Below are 21,130 nucleotides of genomic sequence, written 5' to 3' on the forward strand. Positions count from 1 at the left end.
CGTCAGACCTTTCCGCAGTACTTCGCGGCGACAGGCTCCGAGGGACTGGGCCGCACCTGCAGGCGCAGCCTCACCGGCCTGTCCGGAACGGCGAAGGCGAGGTTCAGCTGGACCGACCGGCCGGGAGCCACGTCCTTGCCCGCGTCCGCGATGCCGTTGTAGCCCTGGACCGGGTCGACGACCTGTTTGACGGCGGAGGTCTCTCCGTCGACCTCGCCCGTCACGGCCAGGCCGGAGAGCCGGTAGGTGCCCTCGCCCGCGTTCGTCACTTCGATGCCGAAGGCCACCGCGCGCGGGCTCTGCGGGTACGCCGACGCGCTGGGGCGGAACGCTTTCGGCGCGGACACGGAGATCGTGACCCCGGTCGCGAACCGGTGCGGGGCACCGAAGGCGAGGTCGCCTTCCGCGTGCGTCGCGGCCAAGCCCTGCGCCGGAGCGTCCGCGCCGAGCACGGCGGCCCCTTTTTCCGGTGCCGGAACCCCGCACGCGGTCGCCAGCAGCAACGAGCAGGTGGCGATCAAGAGCTTCGGGGTGCGCGGGGGCGCCATGTGGGGTTACTCCAGTCGGCGGTGCGGGTGGGCCGTTCGAGGTAGGTATTAGTGCCGAAGAGTCCAGACTGACGGTCTTCCGCAGCCGAGAGGAGCGGCGAGGCCGGGTTGAGGCGCACCTGGTGTACAGCCGTGGCCGATCCGTGATCGGAAGGACACGACTAGTGACAGTCGTCACCTCGGTGGCACATCGCCGAGGGGGTCAGACGGCGAAGGCGAAGAACAGGATGAAGATCGCCAGACCGGACACCCAGGCCACGATCAACCAGCCGAAATCGCGCATCGGATCGACCGCCCGGCTTTCCTCGCCGGGGACATAGACGCCGCGCTCCTCGAACCAGTCGGCCCAGCGGGTCAGCCAGCGAATGGGGCTTCGAGACGCCATGTCGTCACAGTACGGGTATGGCCGTACCGCGTCAGCCATGGAGGGGCCGCCCAAAAGGGCGAATCGGGCGCACCGGCTATCGCCCACTAGGCCCTTTTGTCCAACTGGTTCACCCGCCAGGCTGTAATGATGGCGCTGGGAATAGATATCTACAGTCGCTTCCAATCCGTTACCAATTGGCAGGCCGTCAAGGATCATGGCGTGACCTTCGTCTTCGTCAAGCTCACGGACGGCGGTGGCCTGCCGAACGGCGGGCGCAACACCGGCGACGCGCTGGTGGCGGGCGCGAGATCCGTGGGAATCCCGGTGGGCGGCTATCACTTCGCTCAGGCGAGCCCCTCGCCCGAGGCGCAGGCCGACGTGTTGATCGCGGAGGTCCGGCGGCTCGGGGCGACCGGCTGCGTCCCGATGCTCGACCTCGAGGACAATCCGCCGGGTTCGGGGGCGCCGAACATCCCCGACGGGCGCAAGCGGGACTTCTCGATCAGGTTCTGCAACCGCGTGGCGGGACACGGCTTCCGCCCCGGGATCTACATGAACAACTCACTCGCCAAGATGCTGCGCCCCGACCGGTTCGGCGTACGGGACCTCGTCATCTGGATCGCGCGCTACGGCGCCAGACCCGATGCCGCGGCGGGCCACTACGACGTGCATCAGTACTCGGACGCCGGCCGAGTCCCCGGTATCCGCGCGAGCAGTGTCGACCTCAACGAGTCCTACACGAACGCCCACTTGACCGGCGGCGGCGCCGCCCCGAAACGGAAGGCGACGACAGAACTCATGGAACGCAGAACCATTCCGGCCAGCATGGACACCACGTCGGTGCGGCTGCTGCTTTCGGGCAGCGAGACGGCCGCGATCATCGTGCGGCCGCGTATCGACGGCGACGGCATCACCGACTCGCCTGTCTACCAGGGGAACATCTACGCCTGGGGGAGCGACAAAGTCGGCATCGGCTACAACCCGATGGATCAGCCAGGGTTCGTCTCCAAGACGGTCTCGCACCGGCGCTACCGGCTGCCCGGCGCGGTGTGGGCCGACTTCGAGTACAGCTCGGCCGTGGACTTCGAGATCGACATCGTCGGCTGAGCCCGGAAGTCCGTGAAGGCCTCCTTCACTACCTTGAGGGTAGGGAAGGAGGCCTTCACGGACTTCCGGTTCGTGGCAGGATGGTCGGATGACGAACCTTCGAAAGGGCCATGCCGCGTAGAGCTCCGACGCAAGTCCGGCGAGAGCTGCGACTTCGACACCCGGCCGACTTCGGTAAGGGCTTTTCGCCCGCGCTCGCCGCCGAGCTCACCCGGCTCGAACGTTCCCGGAACTATCTCGGGCCAGGCGCGACTCGGACCGCGCTGCGTCTCTGGCGAGAGTTCCTCACGAATCCGTACTGGCGGCTTCGGGTCGACAGCGAGGGCTGCGGTGTCTGGGAGTGTTGCGGTGACCCATGGCAGGCGAGGGAAATGCTCGAAGGCGTTGTGCTCGCTCTCCCGGCGAGAGTCGCCAAGGAGCTGCGAAGGCACATCGCCCCCGAACCTTGATCAAGCGAAGGTGACGACCTGCCGGACCGCGGCGCCCCGCCGCAGCCGGTCGAATCCCGTGTTGATCTCCTCCAAGCCGATCCGGTGGGTCAGCAACGCCTCCACGGGCAGCAGCCCGGCCCGGTAGAGAGCGATGAAGCGGGGGATGTCGCGGCGGGGGACGCACGAGCCGAGATAGCTGCCGCGAAGCGTCTTTTCCTCGGCCACCAGGCTTTGCGCGGGCAACGCGATCTCGGCGGACGGGTCGGGAAGGCCGACGGTGACCGTGGTGCCACCGGGTCGGGTCGCTCGGTAGGCCTGGTGCAGGGCGGCGACCACGCCGGTGGTGTCGACGGCGTGGTCGACACCGCCATCGGTGAGTTCCTTGATCGCCTCGACGTCGCCCTCGAGTGCGTGGGTGGCGCCGAGGGACAACGCCAGTTCGCGCTTTTCGGCTACGAGGTCCACGGCCACCAGGGTCGCCGCGCCGGCGGCCTTCGCGGCGAGGAGCGCGGCGAGGCCGACGCCACCGAGGCCGAACACGGCGACGCTGTCTCCCGGCCGTACGTCGGTCGCGTTGAAGACGGCGCCGGCGCCGGTGAGCACCGCGCAGCCGAAAAGGGCCGCGACGTCGAACGGCAGGGTGTCGTCGACGGCGACCACCGAACGCGCCGAGACGACGATGTGCTCGGCGAACGCGGAGACGCCGAGGTGGTGCCCCGGCCGGCCGTCGGGGGAGGACCAGCGGGTGCCGCCGCCGAGCAGGGTGCCGTTCCGGTTCGACTCGGCCGCTGGACCGCACAGAGCGGGACGTCCGGTGAGGCAGGGGCGGCAGTCGCCGCAGGAGGGCACGAACGACAGCACGACATGCTGACCCGCCGTGAAGCCGGTGCCCTGTCCCGCTTCGACCACCTCGCCCGCGGCCTCGTGCCCCAGGACCATCGGCAGCGGCCGGGGCCGGGTGCCCTCGATCACCGACAGATCCGAGTGGCACAGCCCGGCGGCACGCACGCGGACGAGCAGCTCACCCGGCCCGGGCGGCTCCAGCGTCATCGTCTCGATCTCCAGCGGGCGGCCGACTTCACGGAGGACCGCGCCCCGGACCCGCATCACCGTTCGCTCCCGGCGGGGACACAGGTGGTGACCTGGCGTTCGGACAGCAGCGGCACGACCTCGCCGAGCACGATCCGCCGGAAGTGCTCCGACTCGCAGTGCGCGGTGAAGTCCTGTTCGGACTCGTACTCCTCGACGATCACCACGACTCCGTCCTCGGTTCCGGAATGGACGGTGTAGCGGAGACATCCGGGCTCACGCCGTGAGGCGGCGGCCATCGGCTCCAGTAGTGCGAGGACGCGGTCCCGGTGCGCGGTCACGTACCGGGCCACCACGACAAAACTCATTTTTCTCCTGCGCTCAGCTGGGATCGGGTCAGCGACCACAACCCCGAATCGGACGACGCGGCGCCCAGCGCGCCCATCGCGAGGGAATGGGCCACCCCGGACCGGTCGGTGACGAAACCGGCCGCCACGAACGGGGACATGACTTCGCGGGCCTGCGCCGACATCCAGGGGATGATCGGCGCGGGCATGAGCTCCACCAGGTCGGGGCGGCTGCGTTTCACCGCTTCCAGGCTGCGGTTCAGATTCGACCGGTCGGTGACGAACACCTTGTGCATCGTGAGCATCGACACCGTGCGTGCCCGTTCGATCGGGGCGACCCGGGTGCTGACCACCCCGGTCGCCCCGATCTCCTGGAGGAAGTCCACGCCGCCGCGATCGGTGGCGAGGCCGGGACAGGAGTCGATGTTGACGAAGAGGATCTTCTTCAACCCCGTCAGCACCGGCACGATCTTGGCCAGCTGCCCGACCGGGACCGCCGCGAGGATGCCGACGCGGGACGCCGAGTTCGCGAAATCGCCCACCTTGGCGGTGCCGACCACCGACGCGCAGACCGGGACGTCCGCGAACGCCGCCGTGATCCTCTCGTTCATATCGTCCACAGTGGTCGATCAGCTCGTGGAGTCAAGGGGGTTCGGCCCGAAGTCACTGGGCAGCCCGAGTTTCCCCGGGTTGAGCAGGCCCTGCGGATCGAGGGTCCGCTTCACGGCGACGAAGGTGTCGAAGCCCGAGCCGAGCGTGTCCGCGAGGTACGGCCCGCGAAGCAGGCCGGAACCGTGGTGGTGGCTCAGCGCGGCCCCGTGGCGCACGAGCACGGCGTTGGCCGCGTCCCACGCCGAGCGGTACCAGTGCCGCCGCTTCTCCGGCTCCACGTCGCCGCGCAGCGAGAAGTACAGGCAGGCGCCGTCGGTGTAGGCGTGGGACTGGTGCGCGGACGCGGCCAAGGTGCCGGGAACGGCCTTGATCGCGGCAACGACCTCGTCGTAGATCGTGGGCAGCGCCGACCACGCCCCGGCCATTTCGAGGGTGTCGGCGACGAAACCCGGGCCGGGGGTGAACCCGTCGGCCGACTTGCCGACCAGCATCCGCTCGTCCAGCCAGCGCTCGAAGAGGGCCTCACCGTCCAGTTCGGACCCGGTCGCCGCGCAGACCTCGGAGCTGACGCGGAGCATCGCGTCGACCAGTACCGGGTCGCCTTCGTCGGCGATCAGCAGCAGGTTGGTGTCCGGCAGGCCGAAATGCGTTCCGCTCTCCAGCTTGTCGTAGAGCCGCATCGCGGCCGGGGTCGCGCCGCGCTGCATGATGAGACGGCACGCCTCCAGCCCCGCGGCGAAGGTTTCGAAACCGTAGGCGATGGCCTTGGCGTAGCCAGGCAGGGGATGGGTGCGCAGCCGGACGGAGGTGATCACGCCGAGCGTGCCTTCCGAACCGACGAACAGCTGGCGCAGGTCGGGTCCGGTGGCGGCCCGCGGGTAGTCGCCGAACCGCGCGAGCGTGCCGTCGGCCAGCACGACGTCGAGGCCGACCACCATGTCTTCGATCTTCCCGTAGCGGGTGGAGAGCTGGCCCGCGCCGCGACAGGCCACCCAACCGCCCACAGTGGACAGTGCGAAGGCGGACGGCCAGTGCCCTGTGGTGGCACCGTGCGTCTTCTGCAGTTCTGCTTCGAACAGGTCGCCGAACATACCGGCCTGCACGTCGACGACCTGGGAGTCCGCGTCGAAGGACAGGATCCGGTTCAGCCCGCAGACGTCCAGCACCACCCCGCCGAAGACCGGGAGCGCCGCGCCGGTGACGTTGCTGCGCCCGGCGGACACGGTCAGCGGCACCCGGTGCTCACCGCACAGCCGGACCACGGCCTGGACCTGCTCGACCGTGCTCACTTCGGCGATCACCGCGTCCGGGGTCGCCGGGTTCCCCGCGGTCTCGCCGATCATCGAACCGGCCCACCAGTCACGGGTCCGCAGCACGACCTCGTCATGGTCGGTGTGCACCGCGTCCGCGACACCCCGCAGCGACTCGGTCAGCGCGGCGGGCACGGGGACGGCGGTCGTCTGCAGCGACGCCGGCCCCTGTCCGGGTGGGGTGCGGTCGCCCCAGCGCGGCGGCGTCGGCGCGCCGACCACGTACTTGCCCCGGTTGAACGGGTGGGCGATGGCCTGGCTGCTGATCATGCGGTGTCTCCCAACAGAATCGATTTCTCCCGGGCGACGTCCGCCCGATAGTCCTCCACTTGCGCGGCCACGGTTTCCGGCGACAGCCCGAGTTCGGCGCCGAGCAGTGCGCCCACGAGCGGAGCGGCCTCGGCGGAGGCGTCCCTGGCGAACAACCGCAGCCGGGTGCGCCGGGACAGCACGTCGTCCACCGAACGCGCCAGTTCCGACCTGGCCGCGAACACGACCTCGGCCTTGAGATGCGGCTGGCCGGGGATGAGCGGCTCGCCGAGCGCGGGGTCTTCGTCGACGAGCTCGCTCACGAAACGGGCTTCGGTGCCGTAGCGGCCGCCGAGGTGCGCGGCGATCCCGCCGGTCGCCGCGGTGGCCTCGGCGTCATACCCGGCGCCCCCGAGCAGGGGCAGGTTCTTGGTGCGGCAACGGGCTTTGCGTCCCAGGAGCCCGAGGGCCCTGTCCACGACGAGTTCGCCCATATGCCTGCTGGTGGTGAGTTTGCCGCCGGTCACGGTGACCATGCCCGAGGCGACGGTGATGTGATGGTCGCGCCGCATGTCGAGCGTGGCCCCCTCGGAACCGCCGACGAGCGGGCGCAGACCCGCGTAACTGCCCAGCACGTCTTCGGGACCGAGCTTGGTGTCGAAGGCGATCGTGGCGCCCTCGAGCAGGAACTCCATTTCGTCGCGGGTGCAGTGCACGTCGTCGGTCGGGCCGTCGTAGTCGGTGTCGGTGGTGCCGACGACGACCACGTCGCCCCAGCGAGTGCACGTCGCCCGCCTCGCCCGGCCCGGGATCGGCACCGTCACCGTGCAGTCGTTGCGGATCTTGGACCAGGGCAGCACGATGTGGACGCCCTTCGCCGGGCGCACCTGAGGCCGGTGTCCCGCGGAGGCCATGCCGTCGACGCTGTCGGCCCACACCCCGGTCGCGTTGACGACCACGCGTGCCCGGACGTCGATCCGCTCGCCGCCGGCTTCGACCGTCGCACCGGTCACCCGTCCGCCGCGGGTGCGGAGGCCGGTCACCCCGGCGCCGTTGACGACGACGGCGCCGAGCCGGGCCGCGCTGCGCACGATCGCGAGGGTCAGCCGGGCGTCGTCGGCGCGGCTGTCGTAGTACATCAGTCCGCCGCGCAGATGGTCCGCGCGCAGGGTGGGGGCGTGCGCCAGCACCTCGTCGACGGTGAGCCGCTGGTGCAGCTTGCCGATCCGCCAGCCGCCCGCGAGATCGTATGTCCACAAGAGACTCTCGAAGGCGCGGGCGATCCTGGCGTCGAAAACCCCGTCCTTCGCCAGGATCGGGAACAGGAAAGGCAGGCGCTGCACCAGATGCGGGGCGTTGCGGCGGAACCGCTGGCGTTCCAGCAGGGAATGCCGGACCAGATCCAGGTTGCCCTGCTCGATGTAGCGCAGCCCGCCGTGCACCATCTTGGACGATTTGGACGACGTCCCCGAAGCGAAGTCGTCCCGTTCGACCAGCGCGACCGACAGGCCGCGGGAGACGGCGTCCAGCGCGGTGTAGGCGCCGGTGATCCCGCCGCCGATCACGAGCAGGTCGAACTCGCCGGTTTCGAGTCCGGTCAACGCGGTGCGACGGTCCAGTCGCAAGGGTGCCGAAGGGGTCGCTCCCGCGGCGACGGCGTTCGGCCGCCGGGACGGCAGTGTGAACATGGAGAAGCCTTTCCGATCAGAACAGGGAATTCACGACAGCGAGACGGCGAGCACGTCTTGCCAGCGCGCGCGCAGCTTCAGCCGGTCGGTTTCGGCGAGGCCGGGTTCGAAGATCCGGTCCGGCGGCCGGTGGGCCACCGCGTCGGCCAGCGACGACCACAGCCCGAGCCGCGTGCCGGCGAGATAGGCGGCGCCGCGCAGGCTGGCGGTCGCCGAATCCGCCACCCGCTCGATGGCGAGACCGGTGAAATCGGCCTGGCTCTGGAGCAGCGCGTCACTCGCCGCCAGACCGCCACCGACCCGCAGATGGGTCAGAGGCCGGTCCATGGTCGTCCGCAGAGCGTCGACGGTGTCGCTCACCGCGTGGGCGATCCCGTCGATCACCGCGCGGGCAAGGACTTCCCGTGTGGTGGCCAGGCTCAGCCCGGCCAGCACGCCACGCGCTTCGGGCCGCAGCACCGGCGTGCGCAGCCCGGCGAGTGTCGGCACGAACCAGGTCGCCTCACCGCTCGGCTGGGTCGCGGCCAGCGCGCTGATTTCGGCCGCGGAGGTGAACAGGCCGAGATCTTCGGTGAGCCAGCGCAGGGCGGAGCCGGTGGTCGAGGTGTAGGCCTCGAGGCTGAACCGGCTGTGGCCGCGGCTTCGCCAGGCGACCAGGCACAGCACGCCGTCGAGCCCGCCCACCGCCTCGGGCGGTTCGTCCCCGGCCAGCGCGCCGACGAACGTGCCGGTGCCGTGGACGCAGGTGCCCTGGCCCGGCGACAGCGCGCCCAGCGCGATCAGTGAGGCGTGCTGATCGCCCATGACCGCCGCGATCGGCACACGGATGCCGAGCAGTTCCGGGTCCGTGTGACCGTAATCGCCATCGTCGTCCAGGGGCGGTGGCGCCAGCTCGGCGGGAAAACCCAGTGCTGCCAGCCAATCGGCGTCCCACGTGTGCTCACGCAACCGATATCCGCCGAACGCGACGGCGTTGGTCGCCGAGATCGTGAACCGCTCGCGACCGCTGAGATGCCACACCAGCCAGGTGTCGACGGAACCGAACAGCACCCGCTCCGCCGGGACGTCGAGCCGCTCGAGTTGCCGTGCCGCCCACAGGAACGGGGCGCGAGTTCCCACCGGACGTCCGGTCGCCGGCCACAGGTGCCGGTCCCACTCCGGAGCGAGCTGCGCCAGCTCCGCGGCGTAACGGCTGTCCTGCCACACCACGGCGGGGGCCAGCGGGCGCCCGGTCTCCCGGTCCCACAGGACGGCCGTCGCCCGCTGCGTGCAGATCGACATGCCCGCGATCTCGACGCCGTTCTCGGCGGCCCACGCCACCGCTTGACGGGCGACGCCGACGGTCCGGTCCAGCAGCTGCATGGCGTCCTGTTCGACCTGCGCCGGTTCGGGGTGGCTCACGTCGATGGAGGTGTAGAAGGAGGGCCCGCACCGGCCGTCCTCGCCGACGACCGCCGCCCTCGTCCCGGTGGAACCCTCGTCGACGGCCAGGATCCCGCGCCGCATCAGGCGCTCCTGAGCTTGAGGTCGATCGTCTCGTCGTCGGGATCGATCCCGCTGCGCGTGGGGTCCCAGCGGACGATCAGGCACGAGACCAGACCGAGGAACGGCACCACCGCGAGCAGGGCGATCGTCGGCCCCAGCCCCATCGCCTCCTTGATCTGCGGGAACACGTACAGCCCGATGACACTGCCGAAGCTGCCGAGCATCCCGGTCACGCCGGTGCCGAGCGTGCGGATGTCGCTGCGATAGGACAGCGCCGCGATCGACTTGCCGTTCGCACCCGGACCGGCCGAGTGGAAGAAGATGAACAGGAACGGGAGCAGGAAGCCGACGGCGATCGGCAGTTTCCCGAAGCCCAGCCCCATCACCAGGAGGATGGCGAACGCGAACGCGTACCCGATGGCCGAACTCGTCCGGAGCCCGATCTTCCTGCCGACGTACGCCGAGAGCGCGCCGCCGATGATCCCGGCGATGTTGAAGATCATCGAACCGAGGGTCGCGGTCTGGAAAGCCTGGCCGAAGATCGCCAGGCTGATCACCGGCAGGTACCACCCGACGGCGAAGTACTGCATCGACTGGGTCAGCGAGATCGCCGTGGACAGGAAGGTCCGCGGCAGATACGGCTTGCGGAACAGCACACCCGCGTGCCGGAACCCGATCTTCTGTTCCGTGGCGGGATCCGGCCCGCTCTTCGCTCCCGGCGTCACCTGGAAACCGTAGATCCGGCGGAGGCTGACCGCGGCCTCGGCGAGCCTGCCCTTGGCCGCGAGCCACGACGGGCTCTCCACGAGGAACGCCAGTTGCAGGACCAGCAGCGCGATCGCGAAGACACCGGCCGAGCCGACGGACCACCGCCAGATCCCCACCCCGGCGTCGAGGTGGAAGAACACCAGCGTCAGCCCCAGGTTCACGGTGGTGGCGACGTACCAGACGGACTGCCAGAGGTTGAGCCGTCCGCGCAGTTTCGCGGGGGTGTACTCGGCGAGCATGGCCATCGCGACCGCGAAGTCGATGCCGTAGGCGACACCGACCAGGCCGCGGCCGAACCACACCTCGCCGAAGCCGCCCGCCGTCGCCGTCAGCACCGCGCCGATCGCCGCGATCGCCTTGGCGGCGATGAGCGGTTTGACGCGCCCGATGCGGGCGGCCAGCCAGCCGCCGATCGGGTTGAACAGGATGGCGACCGCGGGCGCGGTCGCGGTCAGCACGCCGACCTGGGTGGAGCCGAGGCCGAGTTCCTTGATCATCGGCGACAGTCCGGCGCCGAGCGCGGCGTTGGAGTAGGCGTCCAGGAAAAGACCGCCCAGCACGAGGTACCACAGCAGATTCGCCTTGCGCGGCAACTTCGAAAGACTGTTGATCAGTGCCGCTACCTGGGAAACGTTCGAAATCGAGCCTGTCGGGCTGAGCGTCGATGAACTCATGGACCGCCAACTTTCTGCGCTGGCTGTCAGCGATCCGACACAAAAAAACAGACACGACGAAGACCGCTGACAGTGGCTCTTCGTCTGTGCCTGTCTGAAGGGAGAAGAGTAGATCCCGATCCGTGGCCCGTCAAGACGGTGCCCGGTCCGGCCACAAAGGACGGTCGGCGGACCATCGACTCAATCCGCGCTCATGGCCTCCCGATCCGACACCGGGAGCCACTGCCGCTCCGGATCGAAGGGCCGGTACGCGGTGCGGACGTGCTCGATCAGCAACCGCAGCGTCGGGTGCCGGTTCTCGAGCCGCCACAGCAGGGAGAACGGATACACCGGCGTCGGGTCGACGAGCGGGATCTGGACGACGTCCGGATGCCACGGCACGTGCATCTTCGCGCCGACGAAACCCAGCCTGTCCGTCGACTCGCTCAGCACCTCGACGTGGTGTTCGAGCCCGAAGTTCGGGCCGTCGGTGTCGACCAGGATGCCGAACTCCGGGCACAGTTCCTGCCAGAACTCCGCCCATTCGCTGGCGCGCGCGTTGTAGGGCATCCACGCCGTCAGGCCGTCGAGTTCCGCCATCGCGACCCGGCGCCGCCGTGCGAGCGGATGCCGTCGCCCGACCAGCAGATTCGCCGGCTCCAGATAGGCGGGCGTGCGGCCGATCCCGGGGGACGGCACGGTGCTGACGCGGGCGAAGGCGGCATCGACGGAATCCGGCAGCAGGGACCGGCGCACCGCGCCCAGCCCGGGCGTGACGAGCTCCAGTTCGTCGTCGTGTTCGGCGTGGAAGGCCCGGACGACCTCCATGGTCGCCAGCCGCGTGCCGAGGACGTCGACGCGCAGCGCCCGCCGCCTGCCGTGGAGGCGTTCGACGGCCTGGTCCGCGAGGCTGATCAGCGCACGGGCGTGGTTGAGGAACTCCTCGCCGTCTTCGGTCGGCTCCGCCCCGCCGCGCGTCCGTGACAGCAGCCGCACGCCGAGATCCGCCTCGAGCTTCGCGACGCGTTTGGAGATCGCCTGCTGGCTGATCTCCAGCCGGATCGCCGCCTCGCTGAAGTACCGGTCGTCGGCCACCGCGACGAACGCGCGCACCGCGCCAAGATCCAGCTCCACTGTGTCTCCCTACAACTTGTGGTTGTCGACGGCCGCGTGTCGCTTGTTGGACAACACCGGCACGCCAACGGTCCAATCGCCGCGTCTGACCGGAATCGTACAACCGTGAGGAGTGGCCGGTGGACTCCTTCGTGCACCTGCACGTTCATACCGAGTACTCGATGCTCGACGGCGCGGCCAAGATCGCGCCCCTGTTCGCCGAGGCCCGGCGGCTCGGCATGCCCGCGGTGGGCATGACCGACCACGGGAACATGTACGGCGCGGACGAGTTCTACCGGCAGTCCGTCCGGGCGGGGCTCAAACCGGTGATCGGCATCGAGGCCTACCTCGCGCCGGAGTCCCGTTTCCACAAGAAACCGGTGCTCTGGGGACGTCGAGGCGACGGCGGCGACGTCTCCGGTGGCGGCGCCTACACGCACATGACGATGCTGGCGGAGAACGCGACCGGGTTGCGGAACCTGTTCAAGCTGTCCTCCCTGGCCAGCTTGGAGGGTTACTACCGCAAACCCCGGATGGACCGCGAACTCCTCGCCCGGCACCACGAAGGCATCATCGCCACCACCGGATGCCCGTCGGGCGAGGTGCAGACCAGGCTCCGGCTCGGGCAGCCCGGCGAGGCGATCCAGGCGGCGTCGGACTACCGCGACATCTTCGGCGCGGACGGCTTCTTCCTCGAACTGATGGACCACGGGCTCCCGATCGAACGGTCCGTGCGGGACGGGTTGCTGGACATCGGGCGCAGGCTCAGGCTGAAACCCTTAGCCACCAACGATTCGCATTACGTCACGCGGGACAAGGCCGCCGCGCATTCGGCGCTGCTGTGCGTTCAGTCCGGCAAGACCCTCGACGATCCCGGCCGGTTCAAGTTCGACGGCGACGGCTACTACCTCAAATCCGCGGAGGAGATGCGGGAGTACTGGGACACGGAGGTCCCGGGCGCGGCGGACTCCACGCTGCTCATCGCCGAACGGATCGAGCCCTACGACGACGTCTACCGGCACGTCGACCGCATGCCGGTCTTCGAAGTCCCCGACGGACACGACGAGGAGTCCTGGTTGCGCGAGGAGGTCGCGGCCGGGCTTCGCCGCCGTCTGCCGGGCGGTGTCCCCGAGGCGTACCTCGCCCGCGCCGACTTCGAGATCGGGGTGATCGCCGACAAGGGCTTCCCGGCGTACTTCCTGATCACCGCCGACCTGATGAACCACGCCCGCCGCGTCGGCATCCGCGTCGGGCCGGGCCGCGGCTCGGCGGCGGGCTCGCTCGTGGCGTACGCGCTCGGCATCACCAACCTGGACCCGATCGACCTCGGGCTGCTCTTCGAACGGTTCCTCAATCCGGAGCGGGTCTCCATGCCGGACATCGACATGGACTTCGACGACCGGCGGCGCGGCGAGATGATCCGGTACGCCACCGACAAGTACGGCGCCGAGCACGTCGCCCAGGTGATCACCTTCGGCACCATCAAGACGAAGGCGGCCATCAAGGACGCCGCGCGCGTCCACTATGGACAGAGCGGGTACGCGATCGCGGACCGGATCTCCAAAGCGCTCCCGCCGCCGGTCGCGGCGAAGGACATCCCGCTCGCCGGGATCGTCGAGCCGGATCACGAGCGGTACGCCGAAGCGGCGGAGGTCCGTGCGCTGCTGGAAGGCGACGGCGAGGCGGCCAAGATCTTCGAGACCGCGCGCGGGCTCGAAGGCCTGATCCGCAACGCGGGGGTGCACGCCTGCGCCGTCATCATGTCGAGTGAACCACTGCTCGATGCGATCCCCTTGTGGCGGAGGGACGACGGCGCGGTCATCACCGGCTGGGACTACCCGTCGTGCGAGGCCATCGGCCTGCTGAAGATGGACTTCCTCGGCCTGCGGAACCTCACCGTCATCGGTGACGCGCTCGACAACATCAAGGCCAACCGCGGCGAGGAGATCGATCTCGACACGCTCGGCGTCGAGGATCCGGCGACCTACGAACTGCTCGCGCGCGGCGACAGTCTCGGTGTCTTCCAGCTCGACGGCGGCGCGATGCGGGATCTGCTGCGCAGGCTGAAACCGACCGGATTCGGCGACATCATCGCGGTGAACGCGTTGTACCGGCCGGGTCCGATCGCGATGAACACGCACAACAACTACGCGGACCGCAAGAACGGCAGGCAGCCGATCGAGTCGATCCATCCCGAGCTCGCCGGGCCGCTGCGCGAGATCCTGGTCGAGACGCACGGCCTGATCGTGTACCAGGAACAGATCATGCGGATCGCGCGGGACGTCGCGGGCTACTCCATGGGGCGCGCCGACGTGCTGCGCAAGGCGATGGGCAAGAAGAAGAAAGAGGTACTGGAGAAGGAGTTCGAGGGTTTCCGCGACGGCATGGTCGCCAACGGCTTCTCGCGCGAGGCCGTGCAGGCCCTTTGGGACGCGATCCTGCCGTTCGCCGGCTACGCGTTCAACAAGTCCCACGCCGCCGGCTACGGCCTGGTCGGCTATTGGACCGCGTACCTGAAGGCGAATTACCCGGCCGAGTACATGGCGGGCCTGCTGACTTCGGTGGGGGACAACAAGGACAAGTCGGCGGTCTATCTCTCGGAATGCCGTCGGCTGGGGATCAAGGTGCTGCCGCCGGACGTCAACGAATCCGGGCTCCGGTTCTCCGCGGTGGGGGACGCGATCCGGTTCGGGCTGGGCGCGGTGCGCAACGTCGGCGCGAACGTCGTCGACGCGATCATCAAGACCCGTCGTGAGAAGGGGAAGTACGCGTCGTTCACCGACTTCCTCGACAAGTCGGAACTGGTGGCCTGCAACAAACGCGTCATCGAGTCCCTGGCCAAAGCGGGTGCTTTCGACTCGCTCGGGCATACGCGGCTTTCGATCCAGCGAGTGCACGAGGACGCGGTGGACGCCGTGGTGCCGCTGAAACGCAAGCAGGCGATGGGTCAGTTCGACCTGTTCGGTCCGGGCGAGGAGAGCGACGACGGCACCTCGCCGCTCGCGCACCTCAGGTTCGGCGACGAAGAGTGGCCGCGCAAGGAATTGCTCGCCCACGAACGGGAGATGCTCGGCCTGTACGTGTCCGCGCATCCGCTCGACGGCGCCGAACACGTCCTGCGGGCGCACGCGCCCCGGCCGATCGCGGCGATCCTCGACAACCCGCCGCGCGAGGGTGAACTGGTCGTCGCCGGAATCGTCACGTCACTGGAGCGGCGGGTGAACAAGAAGGGCGAGCCATGGGCGATCTGCACGATCGAAGATCTGGACGCCGCGCTCGAAGTGCTGTTCTTTCCCAAGGCGTATGCGCTGTTCGCGGCGGATCTCGCCGAGGACGACGCCGTCCGCGTCAGCGGCCGGGTGAACTGGCGGGAGGACAAGATGTCCGTGTTCGGCGGCGGGCTCGTCCCGCTCGATCTTTCCGCGGCGGGCGACGGGGAGCCGCCGTTGACCCTGCACGCGACCGCCGAGCGGCTGACCGAGGACGCGGTTCTCGAACTGAAGCGGACTTTGCTGGCGCACAAGGGAAAGACCCCGGTCCGCGTCGAACTCGCCGAGACGGTGTACGCGCTCGACGACTATCCGGTCGCCGTCAGTTCGATGCTCCTCGGCGAGCTGAAGTCCATCCCCGGCATCACACCGAGCTGCGCCGCAGCAACCTGAGCTGCCCGATCTCGGCCACGTTCTTCATCAGTTCGGAGTTCACCCAGGCGACAGTGTGGGCGAAGGTCAGCCCGGCGTCCTCGCCCCACGGATAGGCGGAAGGCGCGTCCAGGTCGGCGTCGGTCAACCGGTCCAGCACCGCCAGCCATTCCTCGCGAAGACCGCGAAGCCACTCGACGGCGGATTCTTCACCGGGCCAGGTGATCGCCTCGCGCTCGCGCGGAGTCCGCCCGTTCGCGTGATCCAGCGCGACACTCCACCACCAGCCGACATGCCAGGTGAGCCAGGCGATCGTGGGGACCGGGATCGGGTCGGGTTCGGTGTCGGCCCAGTCCGGGGTGCCGTCCGGCCGGATCGTCCAGCACAGGGCCGACGGCTCCCAGCGGAAGTCCGCCGGTCCGAGGTCGGCGAGGTGGTAATCGAACAACGACCAGGTCAGATCGAACTGCCAGCGCGACAGTTCGGTACGCGATGCGGGCACCCGCGGGATCCTTCCTCCGGGACAGGGTGGTCGCAACCGGATTACGGTGCGGGCATGAGTCCTCATGTCGCGCAGCGGAACGGCCGGACGGCGACCGCCGAAGAGCTGGCGCCGCTCGCCTTCGCCGGTTTCGCGCATTTCACGGCCATGCAGGTGCGTGACGGCCGTGTGCGCGGTCTCGACCTGCATCTGGACCGGCTCCGCGCCGCCTCGCTGGAGCTGTTCGGCGACGCCCTTCCCGACGACCGGATCCGGTCGTATGTGCGAGAGGCGCTGAAAGCCGGCCCGTCCGACGTCTCCCTGACCGTGACGATCCACCTGCCGGGTGACCTCGAAGTCCTGGTGCGTACCCGGCCGCCGTCGTCCGGTCCGGCGGGGCCGCTGGCGCTGACGGCCGTGGAACACGAGCGCGTCCTCCCGGCCGTCAAGCACACCGGCGAGATGGCGAAGACGTACTACCGGCGGCAGGCTGTCGGTGAAGGGTTCGACGACGCGGCGTTCGTCGACCGCCGGGGCAGGCTGAGCGAGGCGACGATTTGGAACCTCGCCTTCTGGGACGGCGATACGGTGGTGTGGCCGGACGCCGACCTGCTGACGGGGACCATGATGGGCATCGTCCAGCGGCGGCTGGGGGAGCTCGGTGTGCCGCAACGGGTCCAGGAGGTCACGCTCACCGACCTGCCGGGGCTCGCGGGGGCGGTGGTCATGAACTCGTGGACGCCCGGGATCGCGGTGCGCCGGATCGGCGCGACCCCGCTGCCGTCCGCTCCGGCGTTCGTCTCGGCGCTGCACCGGGCTTACGAAACCGAACCACTCACGCGACCTTGAAGGGAAAGACGCCGATGAAGATCCTCGTGATCGGTGCCACCGGGACGATCGGAGCCGTCGTCTCGTCGGCACTCACCGCGCGCGGGCACGCCGTGCTCCCCGCGTCCCGCTCCGGTGAGGTCAAGGTGGACGTCGAGCAGCCCGCCACGTTCGACGCGCTCTTCGCCGCCGAGCCGGGGATCGAGCACGTCGTGTGCTGTGCGGGGAGCGGCTCGCTGGTGCCGGTCGACGGCGGCTCCGACGAAGAGTTCACCCAAGGGCTGCAAGGAAAACTGCTCGGTCAGGTGTACCTGCTGCGGCGCGCGATCCCTCATCTGCCGGATGGCGGCTCGGTCACCTTGACCGCCGGCCGGATCCCGGAGACGTTGCGCGGCAGCGCTTTCGGTGTCCTGACCAACGCCGGTCTCGAAGCGTTCGTCGCCGCGGCCGCGCGCGAACTGCCGCGCGGCCTCCGGGTCAACGCAGTCAGCCCCGGCTGGGTGAGCGAAACCCTCGCCGCGCTCGGCGAGCCGGAAGGAGGCACCCCGGCGGCCGACGTCGCGCGGAGCTACGTCGAAGCCGTGGAGGACGCGGACCTCACCGGGTGCACGCTGGTGCCGTAAGTCGCTTGACCGCGCTGCCACAGTGGGCAGACGTGACCACTCATGACAAGGACAGACAGGAATTCCTCCGGCTGGCCGGGCTGGCGACGCCGATGGCGCTGCGCGTCGCGGTGACACTGGGACTGCCGGACCGGCTGTCCGGCGAAGGCGCGGCCGTCGACGACCTGTCGACGGAGCTTGGCCAATCTTCGCTGGCCCTCGGCCTGCTGCTCGGACATCTCGCGACCCTCGGTGTCGTCGAGGCGACTCCGGACGGCTACCGCACCACCGAGTACGGCGCGAAACTGCGCGCCGACGCCGGAAACGGGCTCGCCGGGCTCCTCGACATGAACGCCGCCGGCGGGCGGGGCGAGCTGGCGTTCATCGAGCTCGCGCACAGCATCGCCACCGGCGAGGCGGGGTACGACCGCCGTTACGGCAAGGACTTCTGGACCGATCTCGCCGAGCAGCCCCACCTTCGGGAGACGTTCGACCGGCAGATGACCCAGCGGTACCTGACGCAGGTGCCGAGGTTCGTCTCCGGGTTCGACTGGCCCCGGTTCGGCTCGCTCGTCGACGTCGGCGGGGGCCACGGCAGCCTGCTCGCCGCGATCCTGAAGGCCAACCCCTCGATGCGCGGCCATCTCGTCGACCTCGCGCCGACCGCGGCGGCCGCGGAACGGGAACTGCGCGCGCAGGGCCTCGAAGACCGTGCCGAGGTCACGGCGGGCAGCTTCTTCGATGCGCTCCCGGCCGGCGCGGACGCCTATCTGCTCTCCGACATCCTGCACGACTGGGACGACGAACACGCCCATCGCATCCTGGCGCGCTGCGCCGAGGCGGCCGGACCCGGCGGCCGGGTCCTCGTGATCGAGGCGGTCGGCGGGATCGGCGCCCAGACCGAATGGGACCTGGTCATGCTCGTGCTCTACGGCGGCCGCGAGCGACGCCTCGACGAACTTCGCGATCTCGCCGCCGCACACGGGCTGGTCTTCGACACCGTCACCACACTCACCGAGGAACGAAGCCTGCTGGAGTTCCATCGCCAAGATATTCCTTGACAGGAATATTCTGATGAGTGAATACTTCTGGGCATGGAGCAGATCGCAGCAGCACTGGGAGACGGAGCGAGGCGGCGCATCGTCGAGCTTCTGGCCGAGCGGCCCCGGTCCGTCGGTGAACTCGCCGAGCTGACCGGTCTGCGGCAGCCGCAGACCACCAAGCACCTGCAGACCCTCTCCCGCGCCGGCCTCGTGACGGTCTTCCCGCTGGGTCAGCGCCGGGTCTATGCGGTCGAAGCGGGCCCGCTGAAGGACTTCGAAGGGCGGCTGCGGGCGCTGATCGCGACCATCGAGGCGAACGCGGGCGAGCGAGACGTCCTCACGCGCTACCAGGCCGCGATCGGCGCGGACACCGCCTCCGCGAAGCAGGACCGGTGGGCGGACGGGCGGGCGTTCTCGTTCGACCGTCTGCTCGCCGCGTCGCCGGACGTCGTCTGGCGGCACTGGACCGAGCCCGCCCTGCTCGCGTCCTGGTGGGCGCCGCCTTCGATGACCGTCACCGCCTGCGTCATCGAGCCGCGGGCCGGGGGCCGGGCCGTACTCGACTACCGCGACGCGGAAGGGCGCTACCGCTCCGCGGGCGAGGTCCGCGCCGCGACCGAACCCGAACACCTCGAGTTCGACCTCTCGGTGCTGGACGCCCAGGGGGACACCTTCTTCACCGGTCACTACGACCTGAAGTTCGCCGAGACGCCGGGAGGGACCCGGCTCCGGCTCGACCTGCGCATCACCGAAACGACCGTCGAGGCGGTCCCCTTCATCGCCGGTATCGAAACCGGCTGGGGCCAGGTGCTCGACAACCTCGCAGCTCAGCTCACTCAGGAAAAGGACTGAACGACATGACGAACCCGACCGGCCGCCGCGTCACCGCGAACATCAGCCTCACCCTCGACGGCCACTACAGCGGTCCCGGTGGCCCCGGCGACATGGGCGCGATCGTCTCGTACGCCACCACCGATGTCGCCCGCGCCCACCTCGCCCGTATCCACGAGACGGCGACCACCGCGGTGCTCGGCAGACTGAACGCCGAGGGATTCCTGGGCTTCTGGCCCACCGTCGCCGCCGACGAGAACGCCGACCCGCGCGACCGCGCCTACGCGAAGTGGCTGGTGGACGCCGAAAAAGTCGTCTTCTCCACGACACTGACCGAAGCGCCGTGGGACCGTGCCCGCGTCGTGAACGCCCCGGCCGCCGACGTCATCGCCGACCTGAAGGCGGACGGCGCGGGCGACATCCTGGTCAACAGCAGCGCGAGCGTCATCAAGGCACTGCTCGCGGACGATTTGATCGACCGGCTGTACCTGATGATCTGCCCCGAGATCACCGGCGGTGGGCAACGGCTGTTCGCCGACGGCCTGCCCGCGTCGAAGTGGGCGCTGGCTTATCAGGAGGCCGGGGAGCTGGGGGAGATGGCGCTGGTCTACGACCGGGTGCGCTGATCGGGTCCGTGAAGGCCTCCTTGAGGGACCCAGCGTCCCTCAAGGAGGCCTTCACGGACCGCCGGGCCCGGGAGGCCGACCGCCGCTCGAAGCGTCGTCCGCGTGCGGTTCCTCGGGCTCCGGTGCGGCCTCGGCGGTCGCAGGAGGCAGGGCGGCGCTCCTTGTCTCCAGCGCCCGAAGCCGACGCTTGATGTCACGCAGCTCGGTGAGCAGCGAGTCGGGCTGGTTCACGCGGGTCATGACGGTCCTCCGCTGATCGGTGACACGGTGAGCTGCACCTTTTCTTCACCCGCGTCGTCGCCGGGTGTCACTTCGAACGCGACGATCCGGACCCGGAACCTGGTGCCGAGCGGGAAGAAGTCGTCACGCACCACGATGAACGCGTGGTCGCCGACCGCGTACGAGCCGAGCACCGGGTCCAGGTCACCCCGGACGGTCAACTCGGGCAGCACGACCGGATCGACCGCCGCGGCCAGCGCCGAACGGGCCTGCGAACGAAGCAGCACCGGGTCGCTCAGGTTCACGAGCGACACCTCGGTCTCCAGCAGCAGGCGGGCCGGGGAGGTGTCCTGTGCGATCCCGACCTGCTGGCCGGCCTCGTTCTCGTCGCCGAGGGCGAACACCCGCGTCGCCATCGACGACCCGTCGCGCGGCCACGAGTACTCGATGAGGTTGCCGCCGAACTCCCACACGTACGGAGTGCCCTGCTGACCCAGTTCCGGAGTGCCGACCCGCAGCCTGCGCACGGCGTGGCCGCCCTCGCCGTAGCCGACATCGAACGCGAAGTCCGGCCCGTTCTCCAGAGCGCACAGCTCCCGCAGCGCGTCACCGACGGATTTGAGCTCACGACCCGGATAGCCGATCGTCCGCCGGATCCCGGACCGCACGGACGGGTCGGACTGGATCCGGATGTCACCGCGCGGATGCCCCTGCGCGGTGGCGACCAGGTTGCGCGCGATCTCGGTCTGATCCTCGTCCGTGTACGTGACCGCGACGCTCCCCAGGTTGCCGCTCGCCGGGTCGAAATCCTTCGGCAGCACCCGGCGATGGTCGAAATAGGACAGGAACCCGGCCGCGCCGATGTCGATCGCCCGGCTCGCAGACGAGTACTTGCTCGTCCAGATGATCCCGCCCCAGACGAGCACCCCGTCACGTTCGACATACAGCGCCGTGTGCGCGGGCCTGGTCACGAACTCGGGCTCGCGCACGGCGATCCGGGGATCGCCCAGTACCAGCCGGCCCTGGAATTCGCCCACGTCGTTGAGCGCGGAGCTGAACGAGACGTCGCGCAGCGGCAGTTCCGCGTGCACCTGCCCGGTCCGCAGATCGGCCACGATGTACCGGTAGCGGGCGGTGTTCTGGTTCGCCATC

At 69.5% G+C, this 21,130-nt stretch carries 21 protein-coding genes; 8 read left to right on the top strand and 13 right to left on the bottom strand.

Annotation, left to right across the window (positions count from 1 at the left end):
* Window positions 1–2 precede the first annotated feature (2 nt).
* Complete coding sequence (locus BLW75_RS32590; RefSeq protein ID WP_034308778.1) at window positions 3–548, bottom strand: hypothetical protein; 546 nt, start codon at window positions 546–548, stop codon at window positions 3–5.
* A 202-nt stretch (window positions 549–750) separates the two neighbouring features.
* Window positions 751–933: a hypothetical protein gene (locus BLW75_RS32595; protein ID WP_034308775.1), complete on the bottom strand. Its 183-nt coding sequence runs from the start codon at window positions 931–933 to the stop codon at window positions 751–753.
* A 129-nt stretch (window positions 934–1,062) separates the two neighbouring features.
* Here BLW75_RS32595 and BLW75_RS32600 point away from each other — a divergent pair, with 129 nt between their 5' ends.
* On the top strand, window positions 1,063–2,022 hold the full coding sequence (locus tag BLW75_RS32600) for a glycoside hydrolase family 25 protein (RefSeq protein WP_091600031.1): 960 nt from the start codon (window positions 1,063–1,065) through the stop codon (window positions 2,020–2,022).
* A gap of 110 nt (window positions 2,023–2,132) precedes the next feature.
* Window positions 2,133–2,471 carry a hypothetical protein gene (locus BLW75_RS32605; protein WP_091598747.1) on the top strand — a complete coding sequence of 113 codons (339 nt, stop codon included), beginning with the start codon at window positions 2,133–2,135 and terminating at the stop codon, window positions 2,469–2,471.
* Here BLW75_RS32605 and BLW75_RS32610 read toward each other — a convergent pair whose 3' ends face one another.
* The 8 genes from BLW75_RS32610 to BLW75_RS32645 form a co-directional block, all read right to left on the bottom strand.
* Window positions 2,472–3,560: a zinc-binding dehydrogenase gene (locus tag BLW75_RS32610; RefSeq protein ID WP_034308771.1), complete on the bottom strand. Its 1,089-nt coding sequence runs from the start codon at window positions 3,558–3,560 to the stop codon at window positions 2,472–2,474.
* A complete protein-coding gene (locus BLW75_RS32615; protein ID WP_034308768.1) occupies window positions 3,560–3,850 on the bottom strand; it encodes a putative quinol monooxygenase in 291 nt (96 codons plus the stop codon). Before BLW75_RS32615 ends, BLW75_RS32610 begins: the two co-directional genes overlap by 1 nt.
* A complete protein-coding gene (locus BLW75_RS32620) occupies window positions 3,847–4,440 on the bottom strand; it encodes a glycerol-3-phosphate responsive antiterminator (RefSeq protein WP_034308765.1) in 594 nt (197 codons plus the stop codon). The genes BLW75_RS32615 and BLW75_RS32620 overlap by 4 nt, the downstream gene beginning before the upstream one ends.
* An 18-nt stretch (window positions 4,441–4,458) precedes the next feature.
* Window positions 4,459–6,021 (bottom strand): FAD-binding oxidoreductase, encoded by a 1,563-nt coding sequence (locus tag BLW75_RS32625; RefSeq protein ID WP_034308763.1) that lies wholly within the window; start codon window positions 6,019–6,021, stop codon window positions 4,459–4,461.
* Entirely contained in the window at window positions 6,018–7,688 is a 1,671-nt protein-coding gene (locus tag BLW75_RS32630; RefSeq protein WP_034308762.1) for a glycerol-3-phosphate dehydrogenase/oxidase, read from the bottom strand. The genes BLW75_RS32625 and BLW75_RS32630 overlap by 4 nt, the downstream gene beginning before the upstream one ends.
* Window positions 7,689–7,718: 30 nt before the next feature.
* Window positions 7,719–9,194, bottom strand: a complete 1,476-nt coding sequence (locus tag BLW75_RS32635) for an FGGY family carbohydrate kinase (protein ID WP_034308759.1) — start codon at window positions 9,192–9,194, stop codon at window positions 7,719–7,721.
* Window positions 9,194–10,615, bottom strand: coding sequence for an MFS transporter (locus tag BLW75_RS32640; RefSeq protein WP_034308756.1), 1,422 nt, complete (start codon window positions 10,613–10,615; stop codon window positions 9,194–9,196). The genes BLW75_RS32635 and BLW75_RS32640 overlap by 1 nt, the downstream gene beginning before the upstream one ends.
* A gap of 180 nt (window positions 10,616–10,795) precedes the next feature.
* Window positions 10,796–11,728, bottom strand: coding sequence for a LysR family transcriptional regulator (locus tag BLW75_RS32645; protein WP_034308754.1), 933 nt, complete (start codon window positions 11,726–11,728; stop codon window positions 10,796–10,798).
* 119 nt (window positions 11,729–11,847) lie between these two features.
* Here BLW75_RS32645 and dnaE point away from each other — a divergent pair, with 119 nt between their 5' ends.
* A complete protein-coding gene (dnaE, locus tag BLW75_RS32650; RefSeq protein WP_034308752.1) occupies window positions 11,848–15,369 on the top strand; it encodes a DNA polymerase III subunit alpha in 3,522 nt (1,173 codons plus the stop codon).
* Here the strand turns inward: dnaE and BLW75_RS32655 are convergent.
* Window positions 15,341–15,850 (bottom strand): DinB family protein, encoded by a 510-nt coding sequence (locus BLW75_RS32655; protein WP_034308748.1) that lies wholly within the window; start codon window positions 15,848–15,850, stop codon window positions 15,341–15,343. The genes dnaE and BLW75_RS32655 overlap by 29 nt on opposite strands.
* A 54-nt stretch (window positions 15,851–15,904) precedes the next feature.
* Between BLW75_RS32655 and BLW75_RS32660 the strand changes: the two genes are divergently transcribed.
* The 5 genes from BLW75_RS32660 to BLW75_RS32680 are packed head-to-tail and all read left to right on the top strand — an operon-like array spanning window position 15,905 to window position 19,759.
* Window positions 15,905–16,678 (top strand): aminotransferase class IV family protein, encoded by a 774-nt coding sequence (locus tag BLW75_RS32660; RefSeq protein ID WP_034308745.1) that lies wholly within the window; start codon window positions 15,905–15,907, stop codon window positions 16,676–16,678.
* Window positions 16,679–16,692: 14 nt separating this feature from the next.
* On the top strand, window positions 16,693–17,280 hold the full coding sequence (locus BLW75_RS32665) for an SDR family oxidoreductase (protein ID WP_034308743.1): 588 nt from the start codon (window positions 16,693–16,695) through the stop codon (window positions 17,278–17,280).
* 32 nt (window positions 17,281–17,312) lie between these two features.
* Window positions 17,313–18,320, top strand: coding sequence for a methyltransferase (locus BLW75_RS32670; RefSeq protein ID WP_091598750.1), 1,008 nt, complete (start codon window positions 17,313–17,315; stop codon window positions 18,318–18,320).
* A gap of 33 nt (window positions 18,321–18,353) precedes the next feature.
* Entirely contained in the window at window positions 18,354–19,154 is an 801-nt protein-coding gene (locus BLW75_RS32675; protein WP_034315222.1) for a metalloregulator ArsR/SmtB family transcription factor, read from the top strand.
* 5 nt (window positions 19,155–19,159) lie between these two features.
* Window positions 19,160–19,759 (top strand): dihydrofolate reductase family protein, encoded by a 600-nt coding sequence (locus BLW75_RS32680; RefSeq protein ID WP_034315224.1) that lies wholly within the window; start codon window positions 19,160–19,162, stop codon window positions 19,757–19,759.
* Between the two features lie 51 nt (window positions 19,760–19,810).
* Here BLW75_RS32680 and BLW75_RS32685 read toward each other — a convergent pair whose 3' ends face one another.
* Both BLW75_RS32685 and BLW75_RS32690 read right to left on the bottom strand, forming a co-directional pair.
* Window positions 19,811–19,999, bottom strand: coding sequence for a hypothetical protein (locus BLW75_RS32685; protein ID WP_034315228.1), 189 nt, complete (start codon window positions 19,997–19,999; stop codon window positions 19,811–19,813).
* The gene (locus BLW75_RS32690; RefSeq protein ID WP_034315230.1) at window positions 19,996–21,129 is read right to left on the bottom strand and encodes a hypothetical protein; all 1,134 of its coding nucleotides are present in this window, start codon (window positions 21,127–21,129) and stop codon (window positions 19,996–19,998) included. The genes BLW75_RS32685 and BLW75_RS32690 overlap by 4 nt, the downstream gene beginning before the upstream one ends.
* Window position 21,130 lies beyond the last annotated feature (1 nt).

The sequence above is a fragment of the Amycolatopsis lurida genome, assembly GCF_900105055.1.
Classification (GTDB): Bacteria; Actinomycetota; Actinomycetes; order Mycobacteriales; family Pseudonocardiaceae; genus Amycolatopsis; species Amycolatopsis lurida.